Origin of the sequence: Kitasatospora sp. NPDC058115, assembly GCF_042884635.1 — a bacterium.
GTDB lineage: Bacteria > Actinomycetota > Actinomycetes > Streptomycetales > Streptomycetaceae > Kitasatospora.
Genome location: NZ_JBHVTL010000028.1, coordinates 90491 through 108462 on the forward strand (window position 1 = coordinate 90491; position 17972 = coordinate 108462).

The 17972-nt window shown below is 70.8% G+C and carries 19 protein-coding genes and 2 pseudogenes; 10 read left to right on the plus strand and 11 right to left on the minus strand.

Annotated elements, in window-relative coordinates; genetic code table 11:
* A partial coding sequence (locus ACFVVL_RS27575) for an FG-GAP-like repeat-containing protein (protein ID WP_387679838.1) occupies window positions 1-1332 on the minus strand: 1332 nt, incomplete at its 3' end.
* Between the two features lie 432 nt (window positions 1333-1764).
* Between ACFVVL_RS27575 and ACFVVL_RS27580 the strand changes: the two genes are divergently transcribed.
* Both ACFVVL_RS27580 and ACFVVL_RS27585 read left to right on the plus strand, forming a co-directional pair.
* A complete protein-coding gene (locus ACFVVL_RS27580) occupies window positions 1765-2349 on the plus strand; it encodes a hypothetical protein (RefSeq protein ID WP_387679841.1) in 585 nt (194 codons plus the stop codon).
* A gap of 168 nt (window positions 2350-2517) precedes the next feature.
* Window positions 2518-2727, plus strand: a pseudogene (locus ACFVVL_RS27585) (transposase); the annotation flags it as partial.
* Window positions 2728-2799: 72 nt separating this feature from the next.
* Here the strand turns inward: ACFVVL_RS27585 and ACFVVL_RS27590 are convergent.
* Both ACFVVL_RS27590 and ACFVVL_RS27595 read right to left on the minus strand, forming a co-directional pair.
* Window positions 2800-3240: a DUF4240 domain-containing protein gene (locus ACFVVL_RS27590; protein WP_387679844.1), complete on the minus strand. Its 441-nt coding sequence runs from the start codon at window positions 3238-3240 to the stop codon at window positions 2800-2802.
* Window positions 3241-3279: 39 nt separating this feature from the next.
* Entirely contained in the window at window positions 3280-3798 is a 519-nt protein-coding gene (locus tag ACFVVL_RS27595; RefSeq protein WP_387679847.1) for a hypothetical protein, read from the minus strand.
* Window positions 3799-4479: 681 nt separating this feature from the next.
* Between ACFVVL_RS27595 and ACFVVL_RS27600 the strand changes: the two genes are divergently transcribed.
* Together ACFVVL_RS27600 and ACFVVL_RS27605 are read left to right on the plus strand one after the other, a co-directional pair.
* Window positions 4480-5208, plus strand: coding sequence for a hypothetical protein (locus ACFVVL_RS27600; protein ID WP_387679945.1), 729 nt, complete (start codon window positions 4480-4482; stop codon window positions 5206-5208).
* Between the two features lie 162 nt (window positions 5209-5370).
* Complete coding sequence (locus tag ACFVVL_RS27605; RefSeq protein WP_387679948.1) at window positions 5371-5676, plus strand: hypothetical protein; 306 nt, start codon at window positions 5371-5373, stop codon at window positions 5674-5676.
* 27 nt (window positions 5677-5703) lie between these two features.
* On the opposite strand, the pseudogene ACFVVL_RS27610 reads toward ACFVVL_RS27605, so the two are convergent.
* Both ACFVVL_RS27610 and ACFVVL_RS27615 read right to left on the minus strand, forming a co-directional pair.
* A pseudogene (locus ACFVVL_RS27610) lies at window positions 5704-5964 on the minus strand (transposase); the annotation flags it as partial.
* A gap of 155 nt (window positions 5965-6119) precedes the next feature.
* Entirely contained in the window at window positions 6120-7091 is a 972-nt protein-coding gene (locus ACFVVL_RS27615; RefSeq protein WP_387679850.1) for a GlxA family transcriptional regulator, read from the minus strand.
* An 89-nt stretch (window positions 7092-7180) separates the two neighbouring features.
* Between ACFVVL_RS27615 and ACFVVL_RS27620 the strand changes: the two genes are divergently transcribed.
* The 3 genes from ACFVVL_RS27620 to ACFVVL_RS27630 all read left to right on the plus strand — a co-directional run bounded on the left by ACFVVL_RS27620 (window position 7181) and on the right by ACFVVL_RS27630 (window position 9315).
* Window positions 7181-7519, plus strand: a complete 339-nt coding sequence (locus tag ACFVVL_RS27620) for a DUF6616 family protein (protein WP_380298401.1) — start codon at window positions 7181-7183, stop codon at window positions 7517-7519.
* On the plus strand, window positions 7516-8178 hold the full coding sequence (locus tag ACFVVL_RS27625) for an HD domain-containing protein (RefSeq protein ID WP_387679853.1): 663 nt from the start codon (window positions 7516-7518) through the stop codon (window positions 8176-8178). Before ACFVVL_RS27620 ends, ACFVVL_RS27625 begins: the two co-directional genes overlap by 4 nt.
* Window positions 8179-8844: 666 nt before the next feature.
* On the plus strand, window positions 8845-9315 hold the full coding sequence (locus tag ACFVVL_RS27630; RefSeq protein WP_387679855.1) for a hypothetical protein: 471 nt from the start codon (window positions 8845-8847) through the stop codon (window positions 9313-9315).
* Between the two features lie 575 nt (window positions 9316-9890).
* On the opposite strand, the gene ACFVVL_RS27635 is transcribed toward ACFVVL_RS27630, so the two are convergent.
* The 4 genes from ACFVVL_RS27635 to ACFVVL_RS27650 form a co-directional block, all read right to left on the minus strand.
* Window positions 9891-10667 (minus strand): hypothetical protein, encoded by a 777-nt coding sequence (locus ACFVVL_RS27635; RefSeq protein ID WP_387679858.1) that lies wholly within the window; start codon window positions 10665-10667, stop codon window positions 9891-9893.
* Window positions 10668-10857: 190 nt separating this feature from the next.
* Window positions 10858-11274, minus strand: coding sequence for a hypothetical protein (locus ACFVVL_RS27640; protein WP_387679860.1), 417 nt, complete (start codon window positions 11272-11274; stop codon window positions 10858-10860).
* A 474-nt stretch (window positions 11275-11748) separates the two neighbouring features.
* The gene (locus tag ACFVVL_RS27645) at window positions 11749-12147 is read right to left on the minus strand and encodes a hypothetical protein (RefSeq protein ID WP_387679863.1); all 399 of its coding nucleotides are present in this window, start codon (window positions 12145-12147) and stop codon (window positions 11749-11751) included.
* Window positions 12148-12238: 91 nt separating this feature from the next.
* The gene (locus ACFVVL_RS27650) at window positions 12239-12856 is read right to left on the minus strand and encodes a HEAT repeat domain-containing protein (protein ID WP_387679866.1); all 618 of its coding nucleotides are present in this window, start codon (window positions 12854-12856) and stop codon (window positions 12239-12241) included.
* A gap of 288 nt (window positions 12857-13144) precedes the next feature.
* Here ACFVVL_RS27650 and tap point away from each other — a divergent pair, with 288 nt between their 5' ends.
* From tap to ACFVVL_RS27665, 3 genes are all read left to right on the plus strand, one after another.
* Window positions 13145-15685, plus strand: a complete 2541-nt coding sequence (tap, locus tag ACFVVL_RS27655; protein WP_387679869.1) for a telomere-associated protein Tap — start codon at window positions 13145-13147, stop codon at window positions 15683-15685.
* Window positions 15686-15782: 97 nt separating this feature from the next.
* Window positions 15783-16361 carry a telomere-protecting terminal protein Tpg gene (tpg, locus tag ACFVVL_RS27660; RefSeq protein ID WP_387679872.1) on the plus strand — a complete coding sequence of 193 codons (579 nt, stop codon included), beginning with the start codon at window positions 15783-15785 and terminating at the stop codon, window positions 16359-16361.
* Window positions 16362-16430: 69 nt separating this feature from the next.
* Complete coding sequence (locus tag ACFVVL_RS27665) at window positions 16431-16919, plus strand: hypothetical protein (protein WP_387679875.1); 489 nt, start codon at window positions 16431-16433, stop codon at window positions 16917-16919.
* A gap of 3 nt (window positions 16920-16922) precedes the next feature.
* Here the strand turns inward: ACFVVL_RS27665 and ACFVVL_RS27670 are convergent, their stop codons facing one another.
* Both ACFVVL_RS27670 and ACFVVL_RS27675 read right to left on the minus strand, forming a co-directional pair.
* On the minus strand, window positions 16923-17495 hold the full coding sequence (locus ACFVVL_RS27670) for a transposase (RefSeq protein WP_387679878.1): 573 nt from the start codon (window positions 17493-17495) through the stop codon (window positions 16923-16925).
* 25 nt (window positions 17496-17520) lie between these two features.
* A complete protein-coding gene (locus ACFVVL_RS27675; protein WP_387679881.1) occupies window positions 17521-17919 on the minus strand; it encodes a hypothetical protein in 399 nt (132 codons plus the stop codon).
* Window positions 17920-17972 lie beyond the last annotated feature (53 nt).

The window sequence follows — 17972 nt, forward strand, 5'->3', positions numbered from 1 at the left end:
GCCGCTCGCGAGCATGGAGTAGCCGCTGGTGCTCACGGTGCCGTTGCCGTTGCCCGCCCACATCAGCAGCTGGCCGTCCGAGAACTTGCCGGCGACGTCCACCTTGCCGTCGTTGTTGAAGTCCCCGGCGACCAGGTCGCTGACGGCGGCGAAGTTGCCGCTCGCGAGCATGGAGAAGCCGCTGGCGCTCACGGTGCCGTTGCCGTTGCCCGCCCACATCAGCAGCTGGCCGTCCGAGAACTTGCCGGCGATGTCCACCTTGCCGTCCTTGTTGAAGTCGGCGGCCACCAGGTCGGTGACCGAGCCGAGGTTGCCGCTGGCGAGCATGTTGGTCCCGGCCGCGCCGTTGACCGTGCCGTTGCCGTTGCCGGGCCACATCAGCAGCTGGCCGTTGGAGGTCTTGCCGGCGATGTCCACCTTGCCGTCGCCGTTGAAGTCGGCCGCGAGCAGACCGCTGACCGCGCCGAAGCCGGTGCCGGGCCACATCGCGTAGCCGCTGGCGCTCACGGTGCCGTTGCCGTTGCCCGCCCACATCAGCAGCTGGCCGTCCGAGAACCTGCCGGCCACGTCGGTCTTGCCGTCGCCGTTGAAGTCGGCGGCCACCAGGTCGCTGACCGAGCCGAAGTTGCCGCTCGGGACCAGGGAGTAGCCGCTGGTGCTCACGGTGCCGTTGCCGTTGCCCGTCCACATCAGCAGCTGGCCGTCCGAGAACTTGCCGGCGATGTCCACCTTGCCGTCGCCGTTGAAGTCGACCCTGGAGGCGGCGCCGCCGTTCGGCGGGGTCACCGCGTCGTCGACGATCTTGTTGTAACGGAACGCCTTGTAGTCGCCGTTGGGGTGCGAGTCGAAGGTGGCGGCGTTGATGGAGACGTTGGAGTAGTGCTTCACCGGGGTCGAGCGGAAGGAGTAGTACGAGAACTTGGTGTGGGCGGCGTCGTCCCACTTCTCGAACAGGATGACGTGGTCGTAGAAGCTGTTCAGGATGTCGCCGGGCTTCAGATCGGCGCGGGAGATCTCGGTCGAGTAGCCGGGCAGGGTCTGGGTGGTGAGGCTGGTGCCGAGGTGCCAGGCCATCGATACGTACCCCGAGCAGTCGGTGCGGTAGTTGCGGCCCGAGGAGTCCGGGTAGCTCCCGCCCTGGTTGTACGTCAGCCCCTTGTCCAGCCAGTACTGGGCCCGGGCTATCACCTCGCTGCGGGTGATCTGGCCGTCCACCGCGGAGGTCGCGGCCACCGCGGTCGTGGTGGTGAAGGCCGTGACGGCGACCGCGCCGGAGGCGGCGATGGAGGCGGCGAGAGCGATCCGGACGAGCTTGGAGACCTTCGAAGACATGGCAGTACCCCTGGGTGGCGAAGACGAGTGAGTGAGCCGGCCCGGCTGTCCTGCAGGAACAGCCGTGTCCGGCGGCCTCCGGAGGCTTGCGGCCGGTGTGTCCGGCCTGCCTCCCTGGCGGCGATCTCCAGCTTCGTCGCAGCTCAGCGGGCTCGGAAGAGTTTCCGGCTGGACGGAACGGGCCCTGACCCGTTCCGTCCAGCCGGACGGTTGCCGGCTCCTGGGCCACGGGTCGGCCCGCATGGTGCGCACGCCGCGCGCGGGCCCCGACGGTTCCCCGCCCCGCACCCCGCCGGCTGAGCGGCCGGGCCGTCACGAAGGACCGAGGACAACGGCCCCGATATTCCGATCCACCAGCGGAAAGGAATGACCACGGCAGCCGAAAGACGGGTGTCCGGGACGTCCCGCAGGCTGCCGGAGGTCCTGACGGCCATGACGTCCGTGAAGAATCGCATCACAGACCCTCAAGAACCGGGCTCTCTATGCCAAAAGATTCCAGCCGAACAGGCCGCGGACGCTGTCAGCTTCCTGGTACCTGCAGCCGATCCCGATCCCGATCCCGGCTACCGGGCTGGGGCACGGTCACTTCTCTTCTGGGCGAGCCCGTTGGCCGGTAAGTTCCGGGGCAGCCGGGCCAGTCCGACAAACCGGCCGGAACCAGGTGCTGCCGGCCCCGGCGGCGAGGGTCGCCGGCAGACGCGAAGCAAACCCCCGGAGCAGGCCTGCGAGGCGGGCGTCCCATCGGACCTGCAGCCGTCCCTTCTTCTGGACGTCTTTCTCGCCAACGCCTCGCCCGACGGACCCATCGAGGTGCGCGAGGAACCGGTCCGGAGCACCGGTCGCCTGATTGTCGACGGCATCGTCGTCCCGGCCGACCGGCTCGCCCGAGGCGACTACACGGTCGCGAGCGCCACCGTCGCAAATACCACCATCGCGGTCATCAGTACCACCGAGCTGTACGACCAAGCAATCCGGCTTCGTCGCAAAAGCACCGGTGCGACCGCAGCGACGCTGTAGCCACGACCACGCCTGATCCGCGTCACTTCAGCCCAACAGGAGAGGATCCTCACCGAGGTCCTGCGCGAGGCCGCCGCGCCCGCGGCCTTGACGCTGAGCCGAACGACAACCTGAGACCGTGTTCGAGATCTGCCCTGTCCCGTTGCTGAGGGGTTCGTTGAGCCCACCGTGAGCGGAGTCGGGGGTGGGTATCCGTCGGACCTGACGGACGAGCAGTGGGCGCTGGCGGAGCCGTTGCTCCCGCCGGCACGGGTGGGGCCGAAGGGTGGTCGGCGGGAGAAGCATCCGCGGCGGCGAATCGTGGACGTGATCTTCTATGTGGTGCGGACGGGGCGTGCTTGGCGGCAGCTGCCGAAGGACTTTGCTCCGTGGCCGACGGCGCATTCCGTCCGCACCACCGACACCGTCCCCGCCGACACCAGGGATTCGATGCGGGCAAGGTCTCAGTCGCTACCAGGCGGCTGCATTAGCGCCAGTCTCGTAGTCGACCTCCGAAGCGTAGTCCCATTCCTCTCGCGTAAGATCCTCATAGGCATCCTCGACAGCATCGAAGACATCCTGTGCCCGGTAGGACCAGGAACCGGAGAACTGGGCCGGATTGTGTTGGATTTCAGTGAATCTGGAAGACCCGGACAGCACCACTGCACACCGAGCGAAAAGGAAATGATCACCGGTCTCGCCCGGCCCATCGTATGCTCCGAAAAAACGGTATTTCTGCCGGGCCAAGTCGCGTCGGTCTAGCTCGAACAAGACCTCGGACAGCTGGTCGTGAAACTTTTCGAGCTCCCTGGCGGAGAGTTCCCCGAGAGCCTCCCTGAGGTTCTCGATCGTTTGCTCTGGATCGACGGCTACCGAGTCGTCGACAAGCGCCCAAAACTTCTCGCGATTCACGCGTCAAATTCCTCTTCTTGAGTGTTGCGCAAAATTTTGTCAGTCAATTTTTGGATTCCCCTTCGACAGGCGGCTGAATCGTTGAATATGCTTCCTGATCCTTGCGTGTTCGAACATTTCTGCCCGTTTGACGTTGCCGAAGCTTTTCTGCATTACCCTGGACTCGTATTTCTGGCATCCCGCAGCTGCGTTGAGCGCGCGTACTTGCCGCTCTGCGATGTGACTTCCCGTCCCACGGAGCGCCCGGCTTGATCGTATCGGCGACCAGTGGCGTCTCGGTCCAGTAGGAGCGGGTTCGGTCCTGCCGGTCTGCGGGTCGGTGACCAAACCCGGCACGCCGGTGCTCAGGAGCCGGTCCACCGGTGTCTTGTAGTTCCCAACGATGGTGTCGTTGATGGAGCGGTAGTTGAAGCGGCGCTCCCACTCGCACAGGGACGTGAACGTTCGGTGCCGCGTCAAGTCGCGGATGGTCCGGAGCATCATCGTCCTCTCGAGGGGATCCGGCCGGACCGAGGGACCTTCAGCCTCGCCCTCGGACAGCTGCAGCAGGTGCTCCATCTCCTTGAGCGAGTGCCCGGCGATCAGCGCTTGCGGGTCCTTATCTGGCGTCCCTCGACGGGCCAGTTCCAGCTGCGGATGGACGACCGCAGCAAGGTCACGTTCCCCGGGGGCCAGCCGCAGCGCAGCTGACCCGCAGGACGAGACAATCGGACGGCGGCAAGACGGCAGGCCACTGCGCAGTAGCCGAGACCGCTGGCCCACCGTTTCACCTCCGACCTTGCCCAGCAACACCAGGACCTGCCACCCGGCACTTCCCGGACAGCTACGGCCTTCGCATCACCTGAACTCAACCAAGGAGCCCGGGAAGTGATGCGAAGGCCGTACTGGCACACAGCGCCTCGCGATCCGTCCCCGGAGCCCCTTCTGCTCCCAGGAATCGCGGGTTCCAGGGTCGTCGTAGGGCCGATGGCGCGCACACGCGGTTGAGCCGCCGCCCGCCCAGCCCCTGCGTCGCCCGGTCCGGTTCGGGAACGCCGGCTGCGCCGCCGGCACCTTCTCGGCGGGACCCTTCGTGAGCCGCTTCCCCATCACCGCCCCCGTCCTGGCGGTGTGGCGGCTCTGTGCGCCGGGTGTGTCACCGGCCGGTCCGGCCCGCTCGCCGGGGTGGTCCCGTCCTGGGAGGATTCTCGCGGGGTATCGGGGAGGTGCCCGGGATGTGCCCGACGGGGGTGGGATGTCATGAACGTCCGGTACGGGGACACGGCTCGGTCCTCCGGCGCTTCCCTGTGGTCCCCGCGTGCGGTCGTCGCCCAGCTGGTGTGCGCTCTGATCGTGCTGGCGGGCCTGGGCCTGGTCGTCCTCGGCTTCCGCTCGTTCGTCCTCACGTACGACGAGGTGACCGCCTACCGGCGCGCACCGGTGTGCGGCGCGGCGGCGGCGTCCGGCGCGCACTGTCTGCGGCACGAGAGCGGCAGGGTGGCGCAGCGGTCCACCCGGGGCGGGCGCGAAGGAACGGTCTACCGGCTGGTGGTCGCCGGGGAGACGGGGTCGGTCTACGGCGTGTACGACGTCGACGAGGCGTTCTACGACGACATGCCCCCGGGCTCCGCGGTGGAGCTGACGGTCTTCCGGGGCCGGGTGGTGGAGGTTGCCGCGGCCGGGCACCGGGTCAGGGCCCCGCAGGTGCCGTTGCGGGCGTGTCTGGAACTGACGGTGCTGGGGTTTTTGGGATCGTCACTGGTCATCCACGGCACGAGGCCGGCCCTGACCCGGCTGGGGCTGGGGAGGCCGACCGTGGGCCTCGTGCGGATCACGGTCGCCTCCGCCGTCTTCTTCGCCGTCCCCCCGCTCTTCGGCAGCGTGATGGCGCTGCAGCTCCACGTGCCCCCGGCCGTCGTGCTTCCCCTGGCCGTACTCGGCTGGGCGGGCCTCATGGTCCTCCTGTCCTGGCTGATCCGCCACGAATGACGCCGCTGCGAGCGGGGCGCCGCCCCGAACCGTGCCCCGGCGGGCCCGGTGCCGCGTTGCCCGGTCCGGCCCGAGGATCCGCCGTAGTGCGGCGAGATGGTCCAGGGCGGTGCGGGCGGTCTGCGTGGTGCCGCCCGACGCTGTCACGGCCCGACCCCGCCCGTGCGCAGGCAGATGGAGCCAGGCCGCTGGCGCGCCGCCTTCAGCGCGACGTCGCCGTCGCCGCCCCGGGCAGAAGCCACCGGGGGCGACCAGGCCGTCCAGCGCGTGGCCGACAATGCGGGCGCATTCCGCCAGGGCCGCGCGCACGGCCTCGGTGACCAGTTCGAGGCGGGTCAGATCGCGGACAGTGGCCAGGGCGTGGGTGGAGTTGGTGCGCTGAATGGTGCGCTCGCGGACCATTCCGACGGCTTTCGGGCGGGCCAGGGCAAGGTCGAGGAGGCGGTCCGCCCGGCCGTGCTTCAGTAGGCGGTCGCGGACGTCGGTGAACACGCTGTGGTGGAAGCCTGGGGCGTCGAGTTCGAGGCCGAGTGCGTACTTGAAGTCGATGCGGCAGCGCACGGCCTCGACCGCATCGCGGTCGGACAGGCCCGGCAGGAACTGCAGCGCGCTCACCGTGGCCGGCTGCGCGGGCGGCAGTCCCGGGCGTCCGTCGCGCGGATACCGGTCGGCGACGTCCTCGTCCCCCCACGGGCCGTCGAGCCGGTCACGCACCCACATGGCCGTCGTGCCACGGGGGTTGCCGGCCCGCGCCATGCGCGCAGTCAACACCGGGACCTCGGCGCCCCGGGCGGGGGGCGGACCGACATCTCGCACTCCTCGGCAGTCTCGCGGGCATCATGCACCCGCGAGACTGCCGCACCACCCTGATCACGGGCAGCCGAACACCAAGATCCCCGGCAGGGTCGAGCTCAGGGCGATGGGGCGAAGGTGCGGCGGTACCTCGACGGGCTGGTCCGGGTCATCGCGGTGAAGTGGACGCGCAGCGACTCCGCGGAGCCGAAGCCGCATCGGTGGGCGATGTCGTCGATGCCGAGGGGGGTGGTTTCGAGGAGTTCGCGGGCGCGGGCGACGCGTTGGACGGCTATCCAGTTCATGACGCTCGTTCCGGTGGCGGTCCGGAATTTGCGGCGCAGGGTCCTTGTGCTCATGTGGCTGTGCCGGCTGATCGACTCCAGGGTGAGCGGCTCGTCGAGGTGTCCCAGGATCCATGTGATCACGTTGGTGATCTCCGAGTCGCCGGCGGGTGGGAGGTGTTCGATGAACTGGGCCTGTCCTCCTTCGCGGTGCGGGGGGCTGACGAGGAAGCGGGCCATGGTGTTCGCGGCGGCCTGGCCGTGGTCGAGTCGTAGGAGGTGCAGGCACAGGTCGGTTCCGGCGAGGATGCCGGCGGAGGTGAAGACGCCGGTGTCCTCGACGTAGAGTTCCGCCTCGCGGACCTTGACCGAGGGGTGGCGCTCGCGCAGCAGCCCGGCCCAGTGCCAGTGGGTGGTGGCGTTGCGGCCGTCGAGGATGCCGGCGGCGGCCAGGGCGAACGCGCCGTTGCAGATGGACACCATCCGGCTTCCGCGGCGGTAGGCGTCGGCCAGCCGTTCGACCAGTTCGGGGTGCGGGGGCTCGGTGGGGTCCTCGACTCCGGCGACGATCACGGTGTGTGCGCTGTCCAGCCGGTCGAGGGGTTCGACGTCGCGGGGTACCAGTGCGTTCTGCGCGGGAACCGGGCTCACCAGGCTCAGTTCGTAGGGGACGCCGCCGGGCCAGGAGGCGGTCACGTAGTGCGGCCAGTGGCCGAACACCTGCTGAGGGACGGCTATGTCCAGCGGGGCGTAGCCCTGCTGGACCACGATCGCGATCTTGGCCGGATCCTTGGTATTCCTGTCCATTTGGCCATCGTACGGGGGTCCCGGTCTTCCTAGGCTGGTCGCATCAGGCCGTTGGCCGGTTGTTGGAGGAGAGGCGCAACATGTATGTCGTGATTGAGACTTGGACCCCGAGGCCCGCGTTCCACGCCGCGGACGAGCAGACGCGCAACGATCTGCTCGCCGGGGCTCAGGAAGCCATGAGGCAGCTCGCGGAGATCGGCGTGGTGACCCTCGGGTGGGGCCGGGTGGAGCCGGCGGCGAACTCCACGTCCCACGCGTGGTTCGCCGTCTGGCAGGCCCCGTCGAAGGAACTGGCCGACAAGCTCCTCGAAGGTGTCGAGGACTCCGGCTGGTACACCTACTTCGAGCAGTCCAACGCCGTCGGCGAGCTGCGGCCCGCCGAGGCGGTCATCGCCGAGCACCTGGCGCTGGGGGCTGACGCCAGGTGAGCATTCTGGAGAACCTGCCGGAGGAGATCGGAGGGTGGCCGCGTACGGCGGCCACGGAGGCGGCCGTCGCCTTCACCGCCGAGCACTCTCCGCGGTGGCTGCTCAACCACTGCGTCCGCAGCTACTTCTACGCGCGGAGCATCGGTACCGCCAGGGGCCTGGCGGCCGGGGCGGACTACGACGACGAGGCGCTCTTCCTCGCCACGGTGCTGCACGACATCGGTCTGACCGATGAGGGGCAGGGTCCGAACCGGTTCGAGGTGGACGGTGCGTTCCGGGCGGCCCGCTTCGCCCGCGAGCACGGCCTTTCCGATGCCGCCGCCGACCAGGTCTGGGACGCGGTGGCGCTGCACACCTCGCCGGGGATCGCGTCCCACCTGCATCCGGTCGGCGCTCTGGCGCATTTCGGAATCGGCGCCGATGTGTTCGCCTTCGGCGTCGAGGAGGTGGACCGGGCGGTCCTGGACGCGGCGCACGCGGCGTTTCCGTATCTGGACCTGCGGAACAGCATCAACGCGCAGGTGGCCCGTCAGATCGACGAGCAGCCGTCGAAGTGGGCTCCGCTGTCGTTCGTCGACATCGTGTACCGCAGGCACTGGCCGGACAACCCGTTCCCCGGCCTCGAAGAGCTCGTGGCCGCCCCGGTGCTTCCGTCCTGACGGCACGTTGGAGCGGCCGCGGCGGATGCCGCGGCCGTTCCAGGGCGGGGAACCGACGAGGAAGGCGCGGACCCGGGCACCGACGTGCGCCCGGGTCCGCGCCTGTTTCCGGACGCAGCCGTGCCCCCGGCGTCCGAGCGCCGCCATCACGGCCCCGAGGAGTGCCGGTGCGCCTTGCGGCTGCAGGCGATGGTGCCGGTGCCGGTGCGGCCGGGATCGGCGAGGCGGCGTACACCGGCAGCGGCCGGGTCCGCGGCGTGGACCACGGCTTCGGTGCGGACGGCTTCGAGTTGCGCTCCCCGAAGCGTGGGACGGCCGTCCGGGGACAGGAAGGCCGCCGAGTCGGAGCCGGCCGGGCCGGCGCATCGGCCACGAGGGCCCTGCCCATCCTGCTCCACGGGAAAGGAGCCGCCCTTCCTCGTGCGGGGACGGCCGGTGAGTTTCGCCCCGCGGACCTCACCGACGCAGGTCACAGCCGTGCGCGCAGCGCTGCTTCTGCGCCGCGGCAGGCCGGTGCGGCAGCAGGACGACGGGATACGGCAGTCGTGCTGCCGTTGGCCCGGTACGGTCCCTTCGAGGGCGCACGAAGAGGCCGCCGCTTTGTGCCGGGGAGGCCCGCCACTTACGGCGCTCGCGGTCCGAACCTCCCGACGACAGGAGCGGTAGATGACCGACAAGGCGTTACCCCCGTCCACGCAGATCTCCGTGCGGCCGAACCCGTTCTTCGGGCTGCCCGTCGCGGCGGGCGGCCTGCTGATCTCTTTGCCCAAGGCACTCGATGGCGGCTCGACCGCACCGGTGTACGCCCTCGCGGTGGTCGTGAGCGCCCTGGTGCCCGCGATGGTGCTGCTGCTGTCCGTCACCGTCGGCAGCGGTGTGATCACCGTGCGCCGGGGGCTGCGCCGCACGTCCATCCCCTTGACGAAGCTGCGGTCGGTGGTGGCCGAGGGGAGCGGAGATCGCGGGCCGCACATGCTGGTGCTGGAGGACCGTGACGGGACGCGCTGCCGGATTCCCTTGCCGGCCGTACGGCGCCGGGACCGGCAGCGACTTGTCACCGCCCTCGAACGCACCGCCCCACCCGGCGCCGTACGACAGGACCGGGCTCTGCGTCACCTGCTGGGACTCCCGGGCTGACAGCGCGGCTCCAGGGCCGAGGCCGACACCCCGGCCGCAGCGGAGGACGACGGCGGGCCCGGGAAGCGGCGCCGTGGTGCCGGCCTCGGCGGTGCCACCCTTGGATCCATGCGGGCGCGGGCTCGTCGGCCGCCGGGACCACCCGCACGGCCGGTGAGTTCCGCCCCGCCGACTCCGCCGGCAGCCCCTCCGCGAGGCCTTCGCGGGCCGCCTCCGGACCACCGCTGAAGGCCGGCAGCGCGGCCAGGTGTGTCCGGCGCTCGGCCCGGACGGCCTCCAGCGCGCGCTGCGCCGCGATCAGGTCGTCGGGGTACTCGAAGGTCTTCTCTTGCCCATCGCACCATCGTGCGAGTGCCTCAGCCGGGTCGTGGCCGCGCCCCGCCGCGGGCCCGCCGCCGGTTCGTGGCGGGCCCGGAGCGTCCTCGCCGATGGCGGCCGGTGGCCCCGGGGCCCGCGCGGGCTGGTCGCCGGGCTGGTTGAAGCGGGCCGGCCAAGCCGCCACTACTCGAAGCCACCGCCTGGCAGGCGGGGCGTCTGGTCCGGATGTCCACGAGACCCGCGCTGCCCACGGGGTGTCATCGCCCGGCGCGTAGCCCACTGAGTCCGGCTCCGACCCTGGCCGGCATCTGGCCGAGGAGGTGGAGGGCCCGTGCCCGTGTCGGCGCTCCTCGCGCCGTTCCCGTCCAGTAGGTGTCGGTGAGGGTCTCGGTCATCGCGAGGATCCGGTCTTCGTCCCGGGCGGCCAGCACGAGGGCGAAGCGCACGTAGTCACCGATGTCACTGCCCTGCGGGTGCTGGTGGACGAAGGCCTGCAGGCGTGGGATCAGGGCGGGCAGGGTGCGTTCGGTGGGAAAGACAACGGCGAGGCCGGCGAGGGCCAGCCGAACCGCCGGGCATTCGGCCGACCAGCGGATCAGCAGATCCGGCGTGTGGGCCTGAACCGCGCCGCGGGCCCGGGCCTCACTGTCGGGATCGGAATGCCGCCGGGTGGCCGGCCAGGCCTCGGCGAGATGGCGCTCGGCGACGGTGGCGGCCCTGAACAGCAGGCTGACGGCCTGGAACCGCTGCCGGGCGGGGACCCGGTCGTCGACAGCCAGGGCCGAGAGCAGGACGAGTCCGTCGGCAGTGGTCGGCCGGCAGGTGTCCTGGTGGAGGATCTCGTTGTAGAAGTCCCCGAGGAAGCTCCGCTCGTCCCAGCGGAAGTCGACCCCGGAGTCGAACAGCACCGCCGCCTGGGGCGGCCTGCGGCCCGGCAGGCGATCGACAATGACATCCCGGAAGACCTGCCGGATCGGCGGACCGGCAGCACCCGCGCCGCACCGGACCTGCTCGGCTTCGGCATCCCTCTCCATGACCGGCGCAGCCTACTGGAGCATCCCGGTCCGGCAGCCTGCCGCCCTGGCCACCTGGCCTGTTGAGGACTGCCGCGCCCCCCGGCGCCCGCTGCCGCGACCCGACCCGGCTACGCGCCGCCTTCGCCGAACTCCTCACCGACTGCCCCGCCGACCAGGAGCCCCTCGAACCCGGCGAGCAGAGGTCCGTTCAGCGCCTGCTGGAGCGCCTGGCCACCCCCGTCCCCGCGGGCCACTGCCCGGTCTGCGCCCGGACGCTGCCCCCGCCGGCATCCGGCCCCGCGCCCGCCGCTACCGCCATGGGGGTGCGGGGTGGAGGAGCCCCTTGAAGTGAGCTCGCCGACCGCCCCGCCGGCATGGGTGGAGGTCTTGTGCGCGGCGGCCGGCCGTGAGGAAGCCGGCGGCCCCACCCCGCGACGCTACTGGCGACCTGCTCGAACCCCTTCACACCGAAGGCCGGCGGGACGTGGTCGATGATGGCGCGCAGCAGCGCGTGGCAGGAGAACGGCTGCTCGTGCCGATAGTTGAAGTTCAGTTCCTTGCACTGCTGGACCAGCTTGCCGGTGAAGAAGCTGCCGGCGCCGTCGAGCTCGGCCAGCTCCTCCACGCTGGTCCATCCGCTTGACCACGTAGTCCCAGACCGGCCAGACGCCGGTCTGCGTGCAGGGCATGACGATCTCCAGCAGCAGCGCGGTCTGTCCGTTGGTGAGTTCGCTTGGCAGGGCGCCGGGCCGCTGGTTGGGCGGGATGGCGCGGACGAGCTCGCTGGACAACGGTGCCTCACTCGCCGGGCCAGGAGGGCGGAGAAGAGCGGGACGCGGAACGGCCGACCCCGAAAGCGGCCGGGGCCCTTCGGCGTTGGGCGCACGTCTGCAGGACGACCACCTCGGCGGTGATCGACTCCGCCGCCGAGGTGGCGACCAGGCTACGCCGCCGGGTGGCCCGTTTCGTACCGGTTTCCTGGACCTGGTGTCCCGTGTCAGATGATCTTGGCCGATTGCCAATGGATCTTGACCGTCCAGCCCGGAGTGCCGCCCTCGGAGCGGGGCGGATCGGGCAGGAACTGCCCGGGGATGCAAGCTCAGCAGTACGTCTCGATGAAGAGGAGGACGCGGCCGTCGACCGCAGCGAATTCGTACGCCTCGTGGACTGGCAGGTCGGCGGCGCCGAGCCGGGCCCGCGCTTCGAGCCAGGCGGCCGGGCGCTCGGCCTCCGGTAGGAAGCGGGGAAGCCACCATCCGGCTTGGTCGTCGTAGTAGGTGCCCATCGACATCACATCGGCATCGACCGCAAGCCGCCTGGCCCGGCGGGGGTCCAGCGGCCCGCGGACGAGCCTCCAGTAGCAGCCGCCGGCGTCGGTGAAGCCACCGGCCATCAAGGGCGGGTCGGGGCAGGAGCCGCCCGACTCCTCCGCCGGTGATGACGGCAGGGCCGCGATCATCTCGGCGAGGGTCACGGCACGCCTTTGCTTCTTCGACACCCGCACAGGATGCCAGGGCCACTCCCGCTGGCTACCGGTCAAGGTCACTTGTCAAAAGGACTTGACGGGTGGGCCCTCTCCGGGGCGGTCGTTACAGGGGGGAGTAGGTCTGGTACTTGCCCTGCAGGGATGCGGTGGCCGCGTCGGCTACGTCGGCCCGGGGGCCGGCTGCGCACTCCTGGAGGAATCCCTGAATGCGAGGGCCCGTCCATCCTGCTGCGGCTGCCGCGGCCCAGAAGCGGAGGCCGTCGTGAGGATCCAGCGGCGCGAGGACGTCGACGATGTGGTCGATCGTGGCCGCGTCCAGGGGGAGTCGCTGCATGGCGACGGCGCGCAGGGCGCCGTCGGCGAGCATCGGGGTGTCGGAGCCCAGACACCATTGCAGGGAGCCGGCCGCGTCGTCAGGAGCACTCAGCCGGATGATGGCGTCGCCGAGCGCGACGTACACCATGGTGGCCTTGAAGGGGCGCTGGGCGAGGTCCCGGAGCATGCCGAGGGCGGGCCGGTGGCCGCACGTTCCGAGGGCCATGACGATCTGGTACTGGGTCTCCCACGTGCGGGCATCGCGAACCTCCCGCCGGAGGGCCTCCAGCAGCGCCGGGCCCGCGGCCGGGTCGGCAAGCCGGCGCAGGCGCGACGCGGCGGACCGCCGCTTCGGCGAGAGCCGGTGGCCGAGCTGTGCCACGGCTTCATCCAACGTCAGTGGCATTCTGGCCTCCTTCTCGGCGACTGCGTCTTCCGCGGCAGCGTATGTCCCTGCTCCGACAGCCGATTCGGCTTCGTGCGGCCGGCCACCCCCGACACCGATCAAGATCGAGTGGCAGAAACCCATCATCCGCCAAGATCATTTGACAAACGGTCAAGATCATCTGAGACGGGACGCGCACCACTCGCAAACTACGGCGCTCCGCCACAACACGAAGCGGTGATGTTCGTTTGAAATGTGCGATCCAGTAGTTACTTTCACGCTAGGGTGTGACGTGGAGGTGAGGTGTCGATGAGTGAGGACCTGTTCGCGTCGATCGACGCGCTGCTGGCGCGGCCGAAGCCGGTGGAGGACCTGCCGGTGCCCGCGGAGCGGGAGCGGCTGCGCAAGGCCGGCGAGTACACCCAGGAGGAGCTGGCGGCCGCGCTGAAGACCCGTCGGGAGACGATCGTGCGGTGGGAGGCCGGGACGACCGAGCCCCGCCCGCCCAAGCGCGAGATCTACATCAGGTTCCTGGCGACGCTGGCGCTGCAGCACGGCACGGTCGAGCCCAGCGAGTGGCTGCGCCGCGCGCAGGCCGCCGGCCTCGTGCGGCCCGCCGACCAGCCGCCCAGCGCCCCGGCCTCGGATGCTTCGGCCGCTGCCGTCGTGCCCGCGCCCGCGGTGGTCCCGGCCCCTGCTTCGGTCGCCCCGGCTGCCGCTCCGCCTGTCCCAGCGGTACCGACGGTGTTCGGTGGCGGGGACCAGGCGGTGGTGGAGCTGGACCGCACGGCGGGCGGGGAACTGGTTGCCGGTCCGTCGGCGCCGTGTGTGCGCTGCGGGCGGCTGACACCGTATCGCGCGCAGGGCCGGCCGATGCACGTGGGCGGCTGGTGCACTCCCGACACCGGCGTCGCCGGACTCCTCCAGACCGCCCCGGCCGCCGCGGCCGCACTCGTCGAAACCGTCACCGCCGACCTGCCGGCGCCGGCTCCCGACGCTGCCCCGACCGCGTCGACCGCTCCCGCGCCCGGACCGGCGAACACGCCGCGCCGCGTGGCCTCGTCGCGCCCGGCCTCCCCGGCGCAGGCTCCCAAGGCCCCGGCGAAGAAGACTCCGGCGCGGAAGCAGGCCGCCACGGCTGAGGGCCCGTCGGACTGGGAGCAGGCGGCGGCCGCGCGGTTCCCGCTCGGGCCGCTCGCGGTGCTGGATGTCGCCCCGACCGGACGCGGCCTGGTGGCCTACCTCGCCGACGGCACCCCCGCGCCGACCGCTCCGGTCGGCCGGACGCTCGCCGACGTCGTGGAGTGGGCGCTGGAGGCACGCCTGGGCTCGCCGCGGCTGCACCGGCACGGAAAGGACGGCGACGCCCTGATCGTCATCTCCGACGCCGCGCTCGCCGAGCTCGGCCTGCCGCCGCTCGGGCGGGACGAGAAGAAGGACTTCGTGCAGCGCCTGGGCGCGCTGCCGAAGACCCACAAGACGGTCAAGGCCCTGGAGAAGGCGGGCTGGCTGCTCACCCAGCGCGGCCTCGGCCCGTGGGCCAGGGTCTACCGCACCCCCGAGGACGGCAAGCGCCAGTGCGTGCAGCTGTGCATCCCCGCCTGGGGCGCCCTCGCCAGCGGCGGCTGGACCATCCCCGACGGCCTGGACGCCCCCGGCCAGGCCCGCCTGCTCGGCACCTACGCCACCCGCGTCCTCACCCCCCGCGGCTCCACCGCCGTCTCCGGCCTCGAACTCGTCACCGCGCTGCGCCCGCCCACCCGCGCGGTGCGTACCGAGGCCGGCTGGACGTCGGGTGCGGTGGAGGGCTCCCGGCCGAAGGACGCCTTCGACCCGGCGCCGCCGGAGGTCCCGGACGTCCACCCGCTCGCCCAGGACCGCGAGCCGGGCGCCGAGCTGGTCACCGAGGCCTGGGACTGGCACCGCGAGCTCACCGACGACGAGAAGCGCACGGCGCTGTACGCGGTGGGCCTCGATGTGAACATGGCCTTCCTCGCCGCCGCCGGCCGCCTGTCGCTGCCGCTGTCCGGGCCCGTGCACGAGCTGAACCCGGTCTTCGACAAGACGATCCCGGGCTCCTGGCTGGTCGACCTCTCCCACGTCGACACCGACCCGCTGCTGCCCAGCCCGTTCTCCGCGGACGGCGAGCGTCCGACCGGGCCGGCCTGGTACTCCACGGTGAAGGTGGCGTACGCCGTGGAGCTCGGCGCGACCGTGCGGCCGCTGGAGGGCTGGCTGCGCTACGAGCACGGGCCGTACCTGGACCCGTGGCACAAGCGGCTGCGGGCCGCGTACCTGGACACGATGGCCGCCCTCGGCGTCCCGGGCGACCTCGCCGACACCGACCCGCTCGCGTTCCTGGACGCCATGGCGAACCTCAAGGCGACCGGCGACCCGGCGGAGCTCGCGGTCCTCACCGCGATCAAGCAGACCGCGAAAGGCACCGTGGGGAAGTTCAGGGAGCGCCCGCGCGGGCACGGCTACAAGCCCGGCGAGCGCTGGGCCGCACTGGAGCGCCCGACCTGGGACCCGCTGATGCGCGCCCTGGTCATCGACACCGCCACCGTCAACCTCCACCGCAAACTCCGCAAGATGGCCGCCGACACCGGCCTGCACGCCTTCGCCGTCCTGTCCGACTGCGCCGTCTTCGCCGCCCCCGGGCCGGGTGCCCTGGACATCCTCACCAAGCCGGACGGCACCCTCACCACCTCGCTGCGCCTGGGCGTCAGCCCGGGGATGGTGAAGTTCGAGGGCTCCCGGCCGATGCCGGAGATCGCCGAGCTGCTCGCGGACGGTGCGAACCCGGCCCGGCACATGAAGGCCGGCGGCGTCGTCTCCGCCGACGAGTAGCCCCCGCGCGGCCCGCCGGCACCCGGCCCGGCGGGCCGCCCATTCCACCACGACCACGATGCCGCCCCGGCCGGGGCGGGGAAGGACCTGATGCCCCGTGGGGGAGATCGACGAGGGCCTGGAGCGCGCCGAGCGCACCCGCCCCATCCCGGTGCACCTGAACACCCGGGTGAAGTTCCTGTGGGAGAAGGTCGCCAAGGAGGACACCGCCGCCCTTGCCCGCGCGGCCGGCGTCTCGGTGCGCACCGCGCAGCGCTGGGTGCACGCCCTCAAGGCGGTCGCCGAGGGCGAGCTGAAGGGCGACATCCCGATGGCCAAGGTGAACGCGGCCAAGGTCGAGCGTGCGGTGCGGGCGGCCTGGCAGCCGCGGGTGAAGCAGCGCGTGCGCCGCGATGCGGAGAAGAACGGCTTCATGCTCCACATCCAGGCGACCTTCGGCTACAGCGCGGCGGCCGCCTCCACCGATGACCCCCGCCAGCGCGCGATCACGCAGAAGATGCCCGGCGAGGTCGCCCAGGCCCTCTACGCCGCCCGGGACGTCGGAGCCACCCAGGCCGAACAGGAGCAGATCCTGGCCGACGCCCTCGGCGAGCACTACTTCCGCCAGGGCGGCCGCGCCCGGCGCCTGGACGTCGAGCTGAACGACATCGCGTGGATGGACCTGGAGCTGTACTGAACTTGAATGGGTGATGTCGGGGAACGGTGAGCGTGGTGGAGCCCTGAGCTGGTGCGCCAGGATGAGCGCATGAGCGAAGCGGATCTGCTGGCGCTGTTGCGCGAGCTTGATGACCCGGGGTGGCTGGAGTGGCCGCAAGACTACGACCGTGGCGAGAGCGCAGCGCGCCTCGGCACTTTGGTGGCCCGGCTTGAAGGCGCCTTCGCAACTCGCTGCACGGTTGAGCCGGACACCCAGGACTCCAGCGAGTACGGACGCGTCACTGTGCCCGGGGAGGCGACTGTATGCGGGACCCGGATCGTCGTCTGTGTGAGCAAGTTCGGCTCACTTGCTCTGATCTGCGCGGACAATCCGGGTGCCTTCCTCGGAATTGATGAAGCCCAGGCCGAGGGCGAACTGGCCGGCGCGGACCTTGCCAAGGTTGACCGGGCATTGACCGAGCTCGGCTATGTGGTGGTTCCCGAGGAGCTGTTGGAGATCGACTACGACGGGCCGAGCCGACTGCCCTCGTATGTTCAGCGGCCCAGCTGGTGGAATCGCTTCTTCGGATACCTCTGACGATCACCCCGCCAGGGTCAGGCCGGCACCCGCCAGGCAGCCGTCGATGACCTCCGGCCGGTACTGGAGCATCTTTAGCTTGCGCTTCACTGTGCGGGTGACCTGGCAGAGGTCGGCGGCGGCGAGGTTGCCGATGTCGCGCCTGACCAGCGACCAGATGCCCTCCTGCGGGTTGAGATCCGGGGCGTAGGTCGGCAGCTGGAACACGGTGAGCCAGGCGGTGTTGGCCTCGAAGAACTCCCGCAGCGGCGCGACCAGGTGCATGCGCAGGTTGTCCCAAACGAGCACGATCGGGCCGCCGAGCTGTGTGCGGGCGCGGAGGATCAGGCCACGGTAGTCCTTCCATCCGAAGCCCTTCGGTTCGGCCTTGCGGCCCCGGTACTCGCGGATCGCGTAGATCAGACGGGACCGCTCGCCGGGCTTGTAGCAGGTCATTCCTGCCATGGAGACGCGGCCCGAGCCTCGGCCGCGCACTCGGACGATGGGGGTGTTGCCCTGGCGGCCCCAGGTTCTGGCGCGCGGCGGTGTCATCGACTGGCCGGCCTCGTCCTCGAAGACCACCCAGGCGTTGTTCACCGCCGCGGTGCTCTTACTGATCGTTTCAGAATGCAGCGTCGGATGGTCCTTCGTCGTCGAGCTGCTGGAGGACCTGTGTGAAGTCGCCGTCGTCGAGGAGGCCGGCCAGAACTTGGGTCATGCTGTCGATGCCGGGTTCCCGAACGATGAGGCCGTCGGAACACCAGAAGTATCGGCCGCCCAGCGCCTCGCCAGTTCGGGACCACCTCGCCATGATGCGTTCGACCTCAGCGAGCGTGAACACGGTCGCGCTCCAGCGTGAGCCATCCGCTGTCAGGCGGATCTCGACGTCTACGTTGCAGACGCTGTCCAGCGGCTCGTCGGCGTTGGGCAGGAACGACGCCTCGAACCGGTTCGTTCGGACGCGGTACCAGGGTCCGTCCCATCCCTGCTCAGGGGCTTCTTCGGTTCTGGTGTTGGCCATTTGGGGAGTATGCCGAGGGGACTCGAAGGGCTCAACTGGGTTCTCTGGCATGC

Excerpts from the sequence above, each read along its gene's own strand:
- ACFVVL_RS27580 (WP_387679841.1), top strand. The coding sequence starts at position 1,765 with ATGACGTCCGTGAAGAATCGCATCACAGACCCTCAAGAACCGGGCTCT.
- ACFVVL_RS27595 (WP_387679847.1), bottom strand. The coding sequence starts at position 3,798 with ATGGAGCACCTGCTGCAGCTGTCCGAGGGCGAGGCTGAAGGTCCCTCG.
- ACFVVL_RS27600 (WP_387679945.1), top strand. The coding sequence starts at position 4,480 with ATGAACGTCCGGTACGGGGACACGGCTCGGTCCTCCGGCGCTTCCCTG.
- ACFVVL_RS27615 (WP_387679850.1), bottom strand. The coding sequence starts at position 7,091 with ATGGACAGGAATACCAAGGATCCGGCCAAGATCGCGATCGTGGTCCAG.
- ACFVVL_RS27630 (WP_387679855.1), top strand. The coding sequence starts at position 8,845 with ATGACCGACAAGGCGTTACCCCCGTCCACGCAGATCTCCGTGCGGCCG.
- ACFVVL_RS27635 (WP_387679858.1), bottom strand. The coding sequence starts at position 10,667 with ATGGAGAGGGATGCCGAAGCCGAGCAGGTCCGGTGCGGCGCGGGTGCT.
- ACFVVL_RS27650 (WP_387679866.1), bottom strand. The coding sequence starts at position 12,856 with ATGCCACTGACGTTGGATGAAGCCGTGGCACAGCTCGGCCACCGGCTC.
- tap (WP_387679869.1), top strand. The coding sequence starts at position 13,145 with ATGAGTGAGGACCTGTTCGCGTCGATCGACGCGCTGCTGGCGCGGCCG.
- ACFVVL_RS27665 (WP_387679875.1), top strand. The coding sequence starts at position 16,431 with ATGAGCGAAGCGGATCTGCTGGCGCTGTTGCGCGAGCTTGATGACCCG.
- ACFVVL_RS27675 (WP_387679881.1), bottom strand. The coding sequence starts at position 17,919 with ATGGCCAACACCAGAACCGAAGAAGCCCCTGAGCAGGGATGGGACGGA.